The sequence below is a fragment of the Gordonia sp. PDNC005 genome (assembly GCF_016919385.1).
Lineage (GTDB): Bacteria > Actinomycetota > Actinomycetes > Mycobacteriales > Mycobacteriaceae > Gordonia.
The window spans coordinates 3,281,807-3,295,090 of the sequence record NZ_CP070351.1; the positions used below are offsets into that span (position 1 = coordinate 3,281,807).

Annotated in this window: 15 protein-coding genes; 8 read left to right on the forward strand and 7 right to left on the reverse strand. The window is 66.5% G+C overall.

What is annotated here, in order from left to right; translation table 11 throughout:
* The first annotated feature begins 69 nt into the window (after window positions 1–69).
* A complete protein-coding gene (locus tag JVX90_RS15795; protein WP_205329645.1) occupies window positions 70–732 on the forward strand; it encodes a GNAT family N-acetyltransferase in 663 nt (220 codons plus the stop codon).
* A 238-nt stretch (window positions 733–970) separates the two neighbouring features.
* Here JVX90_RS15795 and JVX90_RS15800 read toward each other — a convergent pair whose 3' ends face one another.
* Both JVX90_RS15800 and JVX90_RS15805 read right to left on the reverse strand, forming a co-directional pair.
* On the reverse strand, window positions 971–1,864 hold the full coding sequence (locus JVX90_RS15800; protein ID WP_205329646.1) for an SDR family oxidoreductase: 894 nt from the start codon (window positions 1,862–1,864) through the stop codon (window positions 971–973).
* Window positions 1,865–1,883: 19 nt separating this feature from the next.
* Entirely contained in the window at window positions 1,884–2,666 is a 783-nt protein-coding gene (locus JVX90_RS15805; protein WP_205329647.1) for an SDR family oxidoreductase, read from the reverse strand.
* Between the two features lie 60 nt (window positions 2,667–2,726).
* Between JVX90_RS15805 and echA20 the strand changes: the two genes are divergently transcribed.
* From echA20 to JVX90_RS15825, 4 genes are read left to right on the forward strand one after another with little or no spacing between them, the layout of a single operon-like run.
* A complete protein-coding gene (gene echA20, locus JVX90_RS15810; protein ID WP_205329648.1) occupies window positions 2,727–3,488 on the forward strand; it encodes a (7aS)-7a-methyl-1,5-dioxo-2,3,5,6,7,7a-hexahydro-1H-indene-carboxyl-CoA hydrolase in 762 nt (253 codons plus the stop codon).
* 2 nt (window positions 3,489–3,490) lie between these two features.
* A complete protein-coding gene (locus tag JVX90_RS15815; RefSeq protein WP_205332451.1) occupies window positions 3,491–4,381 on the forward strand; it encodes a CoA transferase subunit A in 891 nt (296 codons plus the stop codon).
* A complete protein-coding gene (locus JVX90_RS15820; protein WP_205329649.1) occupies window positions 4,378–5,163 on the forward strand; it encodes a CoA-transferase in 786 nt (261 codons plus the stop codon). The genes JVX90_RS15815 and JVX90_RS15820 overlap by 4 nt, the downstream gene beginning before the upstream one ends.
* Window positions 5,160–6,242, forward strand: coding sequence for a nitronate monooxygenase (locus JVX90_RS15825; protein WP_205329650.1), 1,083 nt, complete (start codon window positions 5,160–5,162; stop codon window positions 6,240–6,242). The genes JVX90_RS15820 and JVX90_RS15825 overlap by 4 nt, the downstream gene beginning before the upstream one ends.
* Window positions 6,243–6,436: 194 nt before the next feature.
* On the opposite strand, the gene JVX90_RS15830 is transcribed toward JVX90_RS15825, so the two are convergent.
* From JVX90_RS15830 to JVX90_RS15845, 4 genes are all read right to left on the reverse strand, one after another.
* Window positions 6,437–7,444: a sigma-70 family RNA polymerase sigma factor gene (locus tag JVX90_RS15830; protein WP_275889952.1), complete on the reverse strand. Its 1,008-nt coding sequence runs from the start codon at window positions 7,442–7,444 to the stop codon at window positions 6,437–6,439.
* Window positions 7,445–7,449: 5 nt separating this feature from the next.
* Window positions 7,450–7,884, reverse strand: a complete 435-nt coding sequence (locus JVX90_RS15835) for a VOC family protein (protein WP_205332452.1) — start codon at window positions 7,882–7,884, stop codon at window positions 7,450–7,452.
* A 101-nt stretch (window positions 7,885–7,985) separates the two neighbouring features.
* The gene (locus JVX90_RS15840) at window positions 7,986–8,528 is read right to left on the reverse strand and encodes an MOSC domain-containing protein (protein WP_205329652.1); all 543 of its coding nucleotides are present in this window, start codon (window positions 8,526–8,528) and stop codon (window positions 7,986–7,988) included.
* Window positions 8,529–8,557: 29 nt separating this feature from the next.
* On the reverse strand, window positions 8,558–9,562 hold the full coding sequence (locus JVX90_RS15845; protein WP_205329653.1) for a LacI family DNA-binding transcriptional regulator: 1,005 nt from the start codon (window positions 9,560–9,562) through the stop codon (window positions 8,558–8,560).
* Window positions 9,563–9,660: 98 nt separating this feature from the next.
* On the opposite strand from JVX90_RS15845, the gene JVX90_RS15850 reads away from it, so the two are divergent.
* Window positions 9,661–10,842, forward strand: a complete 1,182-nt coding sequence (locus JVX90_RS15850; RefSeq protein WP_205329654.1) for an acyl-CoA dehydrogenase family protein — start codon at window positions 9,661–9,663, stop codon at window positions 10,840–10,842.
* Window positions 10,839–11,960 (forward strand): CoA transferase, encoded by a 1,122-nt coding sequence (locus JVX90_RS15855; protein ID WP_205329655.1) that lies wholly within the window; start codon window positions 10,839–10,841, stop codon window positions 11,958–11,960. Before JVX90_RS15850 ends, JVX90_RS15855 begins: the two co-directional genes overlap by 4 nt.
* A 15-nt stretch (window positions 11,961–11,975) precedes the next feature.
* Here JVX90_RS15855 and JVX90_RS15860 read toward each other — a convergent pair whose 3' ends face one another.
* On the reverse strand, window positions 11,976–12,329 hold the full coding sequence (locus JVX90_RS15860) for a nuclear transport factor 2 family protein (RefSeq protein ID WP_205329656.1): 354 nt from the start codon (window positions 12,327–12,329) through the stop codon (window positions 11,976–11,978).
* Window positions 12,330–12,399: 70 nt separating this feature from the next.
* Between JVX90_RS15860 and JVX90_RS15865 the strand changes: the two genes are divergently transcribed.
* Window positions 12,400–13,278: a LysR family transcriptional regulator gene (locus tag JVX90_RS15865; protein ID WP_205329657.1), complete on the forward strand. Its 879-nt coding sequence runs from the start codon at window positions 12,400–12,402 to the stop codon at window positions 13,276–13,278.
* The last annotated feature ends 6 nt before the right edge of the window (window positions 13,279–13,284 follow it).

The window sequence follows — 13,284 nt, forward strand, 5'->3', positions numbered from 1 at the left end:
GTCAGGGGACGGAAAACTACTCGTGGGTAGACGTGCAGGTAACCGAAGAAGCGTGTAACTATCGGTGACATGACTGATGTAGACCAGGCCACGACCCGACGCGACATCACCGATGCTCTGCTCAAGGCATTCGAGCGCAGGCACGAGGTCTTGGACGCGATCTTCGACGCCGACGATCGTGATTCCGCGGCCGACGCGATAGCGACCCTCCTCGACACTTCCCGTCAGGGCGTGGACGCCGTCCTGCACATGTCGCTCGATCAGCTCACCAAGGATTCCCGCCGCAAGAATCAGGCCGCGCTCGACGATCTGAACTCGGAGATCACGTTCACCCTTGCCGAGCGCCCGGCGAGCAGCGGCGACACCCTCGACCTCCGGCCTTTCTCAGCCGACGACGACGCCGACATCTTCGCCGAGCGCACCGCCGAGCAGGGTGTGGCCGGCGACGGTTCGGGCGCCCCCGCCGGTGAGCTGGGCGAGGAGATCTCCGCGGCATCCGACCGCGTCGACTCCGAGGACGCGGTCTGGCTCGTCGCCGTCGACGACGACGAGAAGGTCGGCATCGTGTTCGGGGAACTGACCGACGGCGCAGTCGACGTCCGTATCTGGATTCGTCCGGAAAGCCGCAAGAAGGGCTACGGAGTCTCAGCCCTGCGACGCTCACGCACCGAGCTCGCCGCCTACTTCCCCGGCGTCCCACTCACCATCCGCGCCCCCGGCGCCACCGCCTGACGGTCACCATCCGTCGATCGCGCAGAGACCAATGAAGGCCGGACCCCTGGGGGTCCGGCCTTCATTTGTTTTCACACGTGATCAAGCTCGCCACTCACGCCGGACGGAGCGGTCGTGGAGATTCTCCCGACGAGCCCTCCGCAGCGCGCGAGGCGATAGCCGAGCCCGCGAGGACTGCCGAGGAGGGAGAATCTCCACGCCCGTCAACGCAACGACAAACGGACACGAAATAGAGGGGTCAGCGAGCGCCGTAAGCCTTCACCTGCTGCGGAGAGTCGGCGATGAGGCCGCGGACGACGTCGCCGAGCTCTGACGGCTCCCAGCGCGCGCCCTTGTCCTTGCTCGCGGCGCGCTGCCAGCCGTCGAGCACAGTGACGGTTCCACCCTCGACCTCAAACAGTCGGCCCGAGACGTCGCCCGACTCCGCGGACGCCAACCAGACGACGAGCGGCGAGATGTTCGCCGGGTCCATCGAGTCGAACGAGCCGTCGGCCGGGGCGGCCATCTGCTCGGCCATCGCTTCGCCGGCGCCCAGCGTCATCTGAGTGCGCGCTGCGGGCGCGATGCCGTTGACGGTGATCCCGTACCCGCCGAGTTCAGCTGCGGCTTGGATGGTGAGTTCCGCGATCGCGGCCTTCGCCGCGGCGTAGTTGCCCTGACCGACGGAGCCGAAGATGCCCGCGCCGGACGATGTGTTGATGATGCGAGCCTGCGGCTTCTGACCGGCCTTGGCCTGTGCGCGCCAGTACTCGGCGGCATGACGCAACATCACGAAGTGCCCCTTCAGATGCACTCGGACCACAGCGTCCCACTCGTCCTCACTCAACGAGACGAGCATGCGGTCGCGCAGGAAGCCCGCGTTGTTGACGAGTGCGTCGAGTCCACCGAAGGTGTCGACGGCGGTCTTGACGATAGCGGCGCCGGTCTCCCAGTCGGCGACATCGCCCGCGGCGACGACTGCTTCGCCGCCCGCGGCGACGATCTCGTCAACAACCGATGCGGCAGAGTCGGCCGCGTAGTCGTTCACGACGACCTTCGCGCCGTCGGCCGCGAACGCGAGTGCGTGCGCACGGCCGATTCCCTGGCCTGCGCCGGTGACGATGACGACGCGACCGATGTTTGTCTTGCTCATGTGGGTGTTCGCTTTCTTCTCAGACTTGGTTGTCGGTGTTGCCCGCGGAGAGGAAGGCCGGCTTCTCGCCGCCTCCGTGGACGGTGAGTGTGGAACCGGAGATGTACGACGCGAGAGGTGAGAGCAGGAATGCGACGGCGTTGCCGACGTCGGCGGGCTGCGCGAGGCGGCCCATCGGGATGGTTCTTCCGACGGCCGCGACACCATCGGCGTCGCCGTAATGCATGTGCGACAACTCAGTCTCGACTGGACCGCAGATCACCGAGTTGAGGCGGACCGCGGGGGCCCATTCGACGGCAAGCGATTCGGTGATGTTGTCGAGCCCCGCTTTCGCTGCACCGTAGGCCGCGGTGCCCGGGGATGGACGGTGGCCGCTGACGCTCGACACGTTGACGACCGCGCCGCCGCCTTCTTGGCGAGCCATCACCGCATGCGCGGCACGCGCCACGATGATCGGCGCAAGCAGGTTGAGCTCGAGGATCTTCTGCGTGAAGCGGTCGGACGCGTCTGCGGCGAGCGCGAACGGCGAACCACCCGCGTTGTTGACGACACCGTCGATCCGGCCGTGCTCGGCGACGATGGCTTCGATCATGGCGGCGACGGCGTCGGAGTCGCGGACGTCGCAGGAGTGGAACTCACGATCGGAGCCTTCCACCGGCCGGCGTGCGCAGACGACGGGGGTGGCTCCGAGCCCTTCGAGGACGTCGGCGATTCCGGCTCCGACGCCGCGGACGCCGCCGGTGACCAGGACGATTCGCCCGGTCAGCCCGAGGTCGACGGATGTGTGCGCTGGTGTGGACATGGTGCTACCCTACCAAACAACCAAGCATTTGCTTGGGTGAGCAGAATGTAAGGAGCAGGTGTGCCGATCACCACGGCCCGCGCCGAATCGGGCATCGTCACCGTCACGGTCGACTTCCCGCCGGTCAACGCGCTGCCAAGCGCAGCATGGTTCCAACTGGCCGACGAGATTCTCGCCGCAGGCAACGACCCCGAGACCACCGTCGTGATCCTGCGTGCCGAAGGCCGTGGCTTCAACGCCGGCGTCGACATCAAGGAGATGCAGGCGACCACCGGCTTCGACGCCCTCGTCAACGCCAACAAGGGATGCGCCGCCGCGTTCTCCGCCGTCTACGACTGCGCCGTCCCGGTGATCGTCGCCGTCAACGGTTTCTGTGTCGGCGGCGGCATCGGACTGGTCGGAAACGCCGACGTGATCGTCGCGTCCGACGACGCGATCTTCGGTCTCCCCGAAGTCGATCGCGGAGCACTCGGCGCCGCAACTCACCTGGCCCGACTCGTCCCCCAGCACATGATGCGCACCCTGTACTACACCGCGCAGAACGTGACTGCCCAGCAGCTCGTCCACTTCGGATCGGTCTACAAGGCCGTCCCCCGCGAAGACTTGCTTGAGACCGCCCTCGAGGTGGCTCGCATGATCGACGCCAAGGACACCCGCGTCATCCGCGCCGCGAAGGCGGCGATCAACAACATCGACCCCGTCGACGTGAAGACCAGCTACCTGCTCGAACAGCGCTACACGTACGAACTCAACCTCGCAGGCGTCGCAGACGAGCACCGCGATGCCTACGTGGAAACCGGCAAGACCCTGAAGGAGAAGTGACCGTGGCAACCGACAAGACGAGCACGCTCGACGACGTCGTCGCTGAGCTGCGCGACGGCATGACCATCGGCATCGGCGGCTGGGGTTCACGGCGCAAGCCGATGGCCCTGGTCCGCGCGATCGCTCGCAGCGACGTCAAGGACCTCACCGTCGTGACGTACGGCGGCGCCGACCTCGGCCTGCTGTGCGCAGCCGGCAAGGTCCGCCGCGCCTACTACGGTTTCGTGTCTCTGGACTCCGCGCCGTTCTACGACCCGTGGTTCGCGAAGGCCCGCATCTCGGGCGCCCTCGAGGCCCGCGAGATGGACGAAGGCATGGTCAAGTGCGGCCTCGAAGCCGCCGCCGCTCGCCTTCCGTTCCTGCCGATCCGCGCCGGTCTCGGTTCGGACGTCCTGAAGTTCTGGGAAGGTGAACTCAAGACGATCGAGTCGCCGTACGCCGACGCCGACGGCCGCACCCAGACGCTGATCGCGATGCCCGCGCTCAAGCTAGACGCAGCGTTCGTCCACCTCGACGTCGCGGACGTCCACGGCAACGCGGGCTACACCGGAGTCGATCCCTACTTCGACGACCTCTACCTCGCCGCCGCCGACCGTCGCTACGTCGAGACCGACCGACTCGTGAGCACCGAAGAGCTCGTCGCCGAACTCCCCGTGCAGCGACTCATCGTCAGCCGCATGAATGTCGACCGCGTGGTCGAGACCCCGAACGGCGCACATTTCACGTTCGCGGGCGGCTACGGCCGAGACGAGGCGTTCCAGCGCTTCTACGTCGAGTCGGCCGGTTCCGACGACACCTGGGCCGCCTTCAAGACGCGCTTCCTCGACGTCGACGAAGCGACCTACCAGAACGAAGTCAGCAAGTGGCAGTCCGAGCAGGAGGAAGCCAAGTGAGCACCCCTGACAACACCAACGCAGCCGGCACCGACACCGCCATCACTCGAGCCGAGTACTGCGTCGTGTCGTGTTCCGACATCTTCACCGGTGCAGGCGAGATCATGGCGTCGCCCATGGCGCCGACTCCGCTGTTGGGCGCACGTCTGGCGCGCCTCACAACCGAGCAGGATCTGCTGATCACCGACGGTGAATCGCTGATCCTCGCCGACACCCCAGCCATCGGCAAAGTCGGTCCGATCGAGGGCTGGATGCCTTTCCGCAAGGTGTTCGACGTCGTCGCGTCGGGCCGCCGCCACGTGGTGATGGGCGCCAACCAGATCGACCGGTTCGGCAACCAGAACCTGTCGGCGTTCGGCCCGCTGCAGCAGCCGACCCGTCAGATGTTCGGCGTCCGCGGCGCCCCCGGCAACACGATCAACCACCCGACGAGCTACTGGGTGGCACGTCACTCGTCGCGTGTGTTCTCCGGTGACGTCGACATCGTGTCGGGTGTCGGCTTCGACAAGGTCGACGAGCGCAACCCCGCGTTCGACTCGCTGAACATCCATCGTGTCGTCACCAACCTCGGCGTGTTCGACTTCAACGGCCCGGGCCACACGATGCGTGCCCTCTCGCTGCATCCCGGAGTGACGGCTGACGAAGTCGCCGAGAACACCGGCTTCCCGATCGCGGGGCTCGACAACGCACCCGTCACCGCGACCCCGAGCGACGAGCAGCTCCGGATCATCCGTGAGGTCCTCGACCCCAAGGGCGTCCGCAACCGCGAGGTGAAGTCGTGACGGCCGAAGGTTTGAACACCCGTTTCACCGAGCTGGTCGGCGTCAAGTACCCGATCGTGCAGACCGGCATGGGATGGGTCTCCGGTCCGTCTCTGACCGCGGCGACCGCCAACGCAGGCGGTCTCGGAATCCTCGCCTCGGCGACGATGACGTACGACGAACTCGAGTTCGCGATCAAGAAGACGAAGACGCTCACCGACAAGCCGTTCGGTGTCAACCTCCGCGCGGACGCCACCGACGCGAACGAGCGAGTCGACCTGATGATCCGCGAAGGCGTCAAAGTCGCGTCATTCGCACTCGCTCCGAAGAAGGAGCTGATCGCGAAGCTGAAGGATCACGGCCTCGCCGTGATCCCGTCGATCGGCGCCGCGAAGCACGCCGTCAAAGTCGCCTCATGGGGCGCGGACGCAGTCATCGTGCAGGGCGGCGAAGGCGGCGGCCACACCGGCCCCGTCGCGACCACCCTCCTGCTTCCGTCCGTGGTCGACGCCCTCGGCGGAGCAGGTGAGACGTCCATCCCCGTGGTCGCCGCAGGCGGATTCTTCGACGGACGTGGACTGGTCGCGGCCCTGTCGTACGGCGCCGAAGGCGTCGCGATGGGGACCCGTTTCCTCCTCACGTCCGACTCGGCCGTGCCCGACAGCGTGAAACAGGAATACCTGCAGCGCAACCTCAACGACACCGTCGTGTCGCTGAAGGTCGACGGCATGCCGCACCGCGTCCTGCGGACCGAACTCGTCAACGCACTCGAGAACGGATCACGCGCCAAGGCCCTCATCGCCGCCGCCCGCAACGCCAACGAGTTCAAGCAGATGACCGGCATGCGGTGGACCACCATGCTCCGCGACGGCGCATCGATGAAGAAGTCAGGCGAACGCTCGTGGCAGCAGATCATCATGGCGGGCAACACCCCGATGCTTCTCAAGGCCGGCCTCGTCGACGGCAACACCGAAGCCGGAGTGCTCGCGTCGGGCCAAGTGGTGGGGATGATCTCCGATCTCCCGTCGTGTGACGATCTGATTCAGTCGATCATGACTCAGGCTCATGCCCGTCTGGATGCGTTGGCGTCGTTGCGTTAGTTCGTTTCATCGTCCGAACGGTGGGCGGTGGGATTCTCTCCCTCGGCAGTCCTCGCGGGCTCGTTGAGAGAATCCCACCGCCCACCGTTCTCGTTGAGGCTGTCAGCGGAGTTTCATTTGTAGTTGTGAGGACTGCCGAGGCGGAAGAATCTCCGACCCCGCACCCCGGACCAACAGCAGAACAGCAACAAATATCAGCGCAACACTGACGGCAACCCGGCCAAGTCGAACAGAGACCGCTCGAAGAACGCACCCACGTGAACGATCTCGCCGTCGACGAACGTGACGACATCCATCTGGAACGGCACCCACACGTCGCCGTCGCGCATGTACATGCCCGCCGCGGGCTGACCGTTGCAGGTGGTCGGGACCATCTTGATGTCGCCGGGAGCGGCCGCGGGGCACTGGGTCGCGGTGAGCACACCGATCTCGGCGTTGCCCTGATACCAGCCGGGAAACGGCGGCATCTCCCAGACCGCGTCGGCGGCGAGGACTTTCACCACACCGTCGATGTCATGGTCCTCGAACGCGCGACAGAACTCGGCGAACACCGCACGCTCGCGGTCCGTGAGTTCCGCGGCGCGCCTGCCGTCGCGAGTCGCGCCGTCGCCCATCGTCTTACGCGCCCTGGCGAGTGCACTGTTCGCGGACGCGACGGTGATGTCGAGCATCCCCGCCGTCTCCGCCGCGCTGAAGGCGAGGACGTCACGAAGGATGAGCACTGCCCGCTGGCTGGCAGGCAGGTCCTGCATCGCTGCGACCATGGCGAGCCCGATGCTCTCGCGCCGGGTCGCCGTATCGGCGGGGTCCCCGAGCGCGGCGTCGGGGAGCGGTTGCAGCCAGAGGCGCTCCTCATCGGCGACGACTGTCTCCCTCGGGTCAGATGCATCGGTTCCCAGGCCTGTGGGAAGCGGCCGTCGGGCGCGACCCTCCAATGCCGTGAGGCATGTGTTGGTGGCGATCCGGTAGAGCCAGGTCCGCACCGACGACCGACCTTCGAAGCGGTGGAACGCCTGCCATGCGCGGAGATAAACCTCCTGCAGCACGTCTTCGGCGTCGGATGCCGAGCCGAGCATGTGATAGCAGTGCGCCAGCAACTCGGCGCGAAACTCAGACGTCGCGGCATCGAACGTCGTGCCTTCTGCGCGTGTCGTCATGTCCTCATCCTCGCATCGTGTCGGCCGCCGGCGGCCGGTTTCCAGGCCGATCAGCCCTGCTGGTCGGCGAACGCTTCGGGCCCGACTTCGGCTGCGGCCTGGTCCATCCACATGACCTCCCAGGTGTGACCGTCTAGGTCGTCGAACGCGCAGCCGTACATGAATCCGTGGTCTTCGGACCGACCGATGGTGGCGCCCGCAGCTTCGGCCTTGGCCTTGATGGCGTCGACCTCGTCGCGACTCTCGGCACTCAGTGCGACGAGGACACCGCTGGTGGAGGTGGCGTCGACGACGGCCTTGCCCGGCACGAACGTCTGGTAGAAGTCGCGGCGCAGAAGCATGGCGACGATGTTGTCACCGAGGACGAGTGCGGCCGCGTTGTCGTCGGAGAACCGATCGTCGAAGGTGTAGCCCATCGACTCGAAGAAGGTGCGCGAGCGTGCGAGGTCGGCGACGGGCAGGTTCACGAAGATCATCTTGTGCATGGGAGCCTCCAAGGTCTGCGGCATCTGTTTTGATGCCGTCACAGATATAGACCGTCGGAGTCGCCGGAACTGATCGGTCGTGGCGAAAGAATTTCCCGATTCTACGAAATCCCCAGTTCACGGATGGTCGGCGCGTCGTCCGGGACGTTGATGACAACGATCGGATCGCCCGCTGCGATCGTCCCGCGGTGGACCACTCGAAGGTACGGACCGAGCCGGTTCTCAGTGGCGAACCGCTTCACCCAGCCGTGCCCGTCGTCGCCCATACGTCGCGCGAAGGTCTGACACGGAATCCGCGGGCTCGTCACTTCGACGACGACGGTGTCGCCGATCCGCCACTGCTCGCCGACGCGGGCGGCGTTGACGTCGATGCCGACGGTGCGGAGGTTCTCCCCGAAGAATCCTGCGGGGATGTCACGGTCCAATTCGTCGGCCCAGAAGTCGGCGTCCTCCTGCGCGTACGCGTACAGGGCCTTGTCGGGCCCGCCGTGGTGCTTCCGGTCGGCCTGGATGTCGGCGTACGCGCCGTAGTCGCCGATGCGGACAGACCCGTCGACCGGCCGCTTGTCGATCCCGGTGACCCCGACATGACCGGAGTCCGGCAGGAGTGCATGGACGACGCAGATGTCGGACACGTGAGGCATGGCGTCATCGTACCGAGCGACTCCCACGGTCAGGTGGTGCCGCGAACGACGAGTTCCACGGGCAGGCGGATGTTGTTCACCGGCTGCCCGTCGACGGCTCCGACGAGCGATCGGCACGCTGTCGCGCCGATCTCGCGTGCCGGCGACCGCACGGTGGTGAGCGGGACCGGCAGTTGGGCGACGATCGGGATGTCGTTGTATCCCACGAGTGCGAGGTCGTCGGGCAGCACGAGGCCGAGGTCGCGTGCCACGCCGAGGACTCCGACGGCGATGACGTCGGAGACGGCGAAGATCGCGCGAGGCCGGTCAGGCGAGTCGAGCAGCAGCCGCGCCGCACGTACACCGCCGTCGACGTCGAGCGTCGAGTGCACCACACGGTCCGATCTCAGGGCGATACCGAGATCGCTGAGCGCCGATTCGAACCCGTGCACCCGGTCGAGCGCGGTGGTCGCGTGGCCGGGCCCCGCGATCACGGCGATGTCGCGGTGGCCGCGGTCGACGAGATGACGTGCGGCGAGCGCACCTCCGTCGACGTCGTCGGCCACCACGAACGGCAGATCCGATTCGCCGTGGCGTGTCACTGCGATCATCGGGATCGAGCCGACTGACAGTTCGTCGACGAAGGGTTGGGCGGGCGCGTGGAGGCCGCCGAGGAGCAGACCGTCAACTTGGCGTCCGACGAGCAGTTCGATCGCGCGCCGCTGCGCCGCCGGTTCGTCGGGCGGGCTCGACAGCAGCACCGAGTAGCCGGCGAGAGCCGCGGCTTCTTCGATTCCCTGATATGTCGTTGCGACGACGCCGTCGGTGAGTCGGGTCATCACCACACCGAGGGTGTTCGTCTTTCGTGTGCGCAGGCTCGCCGCCCACTGGTTCCGCTGGTATCCGAGTTCTTCGGCGACCTCGCGCACTCGACGCGCCGCGTCGGACCACCCGTCGGCGGGCTCGCTCTGGCGAAGGACACGGGACACCGTCGAGGTGTGCACACCCGCGATCCGCGCGATCTCTTTGAGCGTCGCGGCCCGTTCGTCGGCCATCGTCGACTCCCTCGCCTTGTGGTTGACCAATCGTCATCCACACCTTAGCGTGTCCTGTGCAATCGTTTGCGCAATCGTTCTCACTAGGAGTTTCGGCCATGCCCCAGTCCATCGAATCGCTGTTCGCCATCGACACCCTGATCGACGACGAAGAGCGTGCGATCCGCGACACCGTCCGCAAGTTCGGGGTCGATCGGCTGCGGCCGCACATCGCCGACTGGTTCGAAGAGGCTCGGTTGCCCGCACGTGAGCTCGCGCAGGAGCTTGGCGCACTCGGCGCACTCGGCATGCATCTCGACGGATACGGGTGTCCGGGTGCAAGCGCAACCGCTTACGGCCTCGCATGTCTTGAACTGGAGGCCGTCGACTCGGGCATCCGCAGCCTCGTCTCGGTGCAGGGCTCGCTCGCGATGTTCTCCATCCACCATTGGGGCAGCGAGGAGCAGAAGCTCGAATGGCTGCCCGGCATGGCGGCAGGCGAGAAGATCGGCTGCTTCGGCCTGACCGAACCCGACTTCGGCTCCAACCCCGCCGGAATGCGGACCAACGCACGCCGGGACGGCGACGACTGGGTTCTGAACGGCACCAAGATGTGGATCACCAACGGCTCCATCGCCGACGTCGCCGTAGTCTGGGCCCAGACCGATCTTGAAGTCGGTGCACGCGGCATCCGAGGGTTTGTGGTTCCGACGAACACCCCGGGGTTCTCCGCACCGGAGATCACCAAGAAGATGTCCCTGCGGGCATCGGTCACATCCGAACTCGTGCTCGACGACGTGCGTCTGCCCGCAGCCGCGATGCTTCCGAAGGCCGAAGGCCTCCGCGGTCCGCTGACTGCACTCGGCGAGGCCCGATTCGGGATCATCTTCGGCGCGACCGGCGCAGCACGAGACTGCTTGGAAGTGGCGGTCGACTACGCCCGGAGTCGTGAGGTGTTCGACAAACCGCTCGCCGGCTACCAGCTCACCCAGGCGAAGATCGCGGACATGGCCCTTGAGGTCGGCAAGGCGAATCTCCTCGCCCTGCACCTCGGCCGGTTGAAGGACCGCGGAGAGGTCACCCCCGCGCAGGTCAGCACCGGCAAGCTCAACAACGTCCGGGAAGCCATCAAGATCGCCCGCCAGTGTCGGACCATCCTCGGCGCCAACGGCATCACCCTGGAGTACCCGGTGATCCGCCATGCCAACAACCTGGAGTCGGTCCTCACGTACGAGGGCACATCCGAAGTGCATCAGCTCACCATCGGTCAGGCACTGACCGGAGAGAGCGCATTCCGGTGACCCTCGCTCCGCCGGAGTCCGCACTCGGCGGGCTCGTCGTAGCCGACTTCGGTCGAGTCCTCGCCGGACCGTACGCGACGATGCTGCTCGCCGACCTGGGAGCCGAGGTGATCAAGGTCGAGCGGCCCGGCGTCGGCGACGACACCCGATCGTGGGGACCACCGTGGGTGGGCGACGAATCGTCGTACTTCCTGTCGGTCAATCGGAACAAGACCTCCGTCGCCCTCGACCTCAGAGACACCGCCGACCTGGGCCGCGCTCGTGAACTGGTGGCGCGCGCCGACGTCGTCGTCGAGAACTTCCTTCCCGGGACCATGGACCGCCTCGGCCTCGGCTACGACGACGTGGCGCACACCAATCCGGGTGTCGTGTACTGCTCGGTGACCGGTTTCGGCGGAGAGAACAGCCTGCCGGGCTACGACCTGCTGATCCAGGCCGTCGGCGGTCTGATGAGCATCACCGGACCCGATCCGCAGACCCCGACCAAGGTGGGCGTTGCCATGGTCGACGTGATCACCGGATTGCACGCCACCGTCGGAATCCTGGCGGCACTGCGGCACCGTGACCGGACGGGGCAGGGCCAGCGCGTTGAGGTGAACCTGCTGTCGTCGTTGCTGTCGGCACTTGTCAATCAGTCGTCGGGGTACGTGACGGCGGGGGTTGTGCCGAGCGCGATGGGCAACAGTCATCCGAGCATCGCCCCGTACGCGGTCTTTCAGGCCGCCGATCGACCGTTTGTCCTCGCGGTCGGGAACGATCGACAGTTCGCGGCGCTCGTCGATGCATTCGACGGCCCCGAGCTCGCCGCCGATCCACGCTTCTCAACCAACGCTGCACGGGTGGCCAACCGTGACGAACTATCACGCATCGTCGACGCCGCGCTCGCGCGTGACACCGCAGATCGCTGGTACGAAGTGCTGACCGAGCGCGGCGTGCCGTGCGGGCCGCTGAACGACCTGGCGGACGCTTTTGCTCTCGCCGAGCGCCTGGGCCTCCATCCGGTCACGACGATCGACGACCCCGGACGTCCGGACTCGAGCCGGACCGTCTCCAATCCGATCCGACTGAGCCGCACCCCTCCGACGTACCGCACCGCCCCACCCCGTCTCGATTCCTGAGCCCTTCTCCGTTCCCTACGCCGAGGCGGCCAGGATCTCGCGAGGGTCGAAGGTGACGTGCACGGCGGTGATCAGCCCGTTCTCGACGTGGGTCCAGTTCGCGACGGCGGTGGCCGGCGCTCCGCCCATGCCGAGGTCGAACCAGGTGATCACATCGGTCTCGTCGGCGATCCGCTTGCGGACGTTGAGCGAGTCGGTTCCGGCAGCCATTCCGGTCAGTCCACGGACGAACTCGTCGGGTCCCTGTGCAACGCCGAACACACCGGTGAACGTGCAGTCCGGCGACAGATGCGGCGCGAGGTCGGTGAAGTCTTTGCGTGCCCAGCAGTCGAAGTAGAGGGCGGCGATGGAAGCGGGTTTTGTTGTCATGCGTCCACTCTCACCCGATGTCGATCAGCAGTCCAACAGATAGTTCTGCTAGTTGCTAGCATCAATGATTATGGAGTTGCACCAACTTCGCTATCTCGTCGCGGTGGCCGACTCAGGTTCGTTCACTGCCGCCGCAGCGAGTCTGCACGTGAGCCAGTCGGGAGTGTCGGCGCAGGTCGCGAAGCTCGAGCACGAGGTCGGACACCGACTCCTCGAACGCGGCGGGCGAACCGTCCATCTCACCGACGCCGGCGCGCAGATCCTTCCGCACGCCCGTGCGGCGCTCGACGCGGTCGCGACGATCGGATCGGTAGCCGACGAACTGTCGGGAGTGGTTCGCGGCAACCTCCGCCTCGGCACGGTCATCGGGTGCACGATCCCCGGGTATCTCGCGGGCTTCGCCGACTTCCGTCGAGCTCACCCCGGTGTGCAGGTCTCGGTGGTCGAGGACAACTCCGACAGGCTGATCTCCAACCTGGAGACCGGCCGACTCGATGTCGCGCTCGTTGCACACGCAGGGCCCCTTCCGAACGCCGTGACGGCCCAGACTCTGGTCAGGGAGCCGCTGGCCGCAGTGGTCCCCGCCGATCACCCCTGGGCGTCGAAGATATCGGTGACTTGCGCGGACCTGGCTGCAACGACTGTCCTCAGCCTCCCGATCGGAACCGGCGTCCGCTCGGCGTTGGCATCGACGTGCGCAGGCGAACGTGTTGAGGTCACTCCGGCCGTGGCCGCGCACTCCCCCGAATCGATCCTGTCGCTTGTGGAACTCGGCAGTGGCGTCGGCTTGCTGACTCCGTCGATGGCTAGCGGGCACCGCAGTCTGGCAGCAGTTCCGGTGGCCCGATCCACTCGGTCGATGCTGTCGCTCGCAATCGGCCCGGCGCCGTCCGCCGCCGCTCGGGCGATGGCCGCCGCCCTGGCCGCCCATCTGCTGCCGGCTCGGTAGTCTTTC

Excerpts from the sequence above, each read along its gene's own strand:
- JVX90_RS15840 (WP_205329652.1), bottom strand. The coding sequence starts at position 8,528 with ATGCCTCACGTGTCCGACATCTGCGTCGTCCATGCACTCCTGCCGGAC.
- JVX90_RS15865 (WP_205329657.1), top strand. The coding sequence starts at position 12,400 with ATGGAGTTGCACCAACTTCGCTATCTCGTCGCGGTGGCCGACTCAGGT.
- JVX90_RS15800 (WP_205329646.1), bottom strand. The coding sequence starts at position 1,864 with ATGAGCAAGACAAACATCGGTCGCGTCGTCATCGTCACCGGCGCAGGC.
- JVX90_RS15835 (WP_205332452.1), bottom strand. The coding sequence starts at position 7,884 with ATGCACAAGATGATCTTCGTGAACCTGCCCGTCGCCGACCTCGCACGC.
- JVX90_RS15805 (WP_205329647.1), bottom strand. The coding sequence starts at position 2,666 with ATGTCCACACCAGCGCACACATCCGTCGACCTCGGGCTGACCGGGCGA.
- JVX90_RS15795 (WP_205329645.1), top strand. The coding sequence starts at position 70 with ATGACTGATGTAGACCAGGCCACGACCCGACGCGACATCACCGATGCT.
- JVX90_RS15845 (WP_205329653.1), bottom strand. The coding sequence starts at position 9,562 with ATGGCCGACGAACGGGCCGCGACGCTCAAAGAGATCGCGCGGATCGCG.
- JVX90_RS15850 (WP_205329654.1), top strand. The coding sequence starts at position 9,661 with ATGCCCCAGTCCATCGAATCGCTGTTCGCCATCGACACCCTGATCGAC.
- JVX90_RS15860 (WP_205329656.1), bottom strand. The coding sequence starts at position 12,329 with ATGACAACAAAACCCGCTTCCATCGCCGCCCTCTACTTCGACTGCTGG.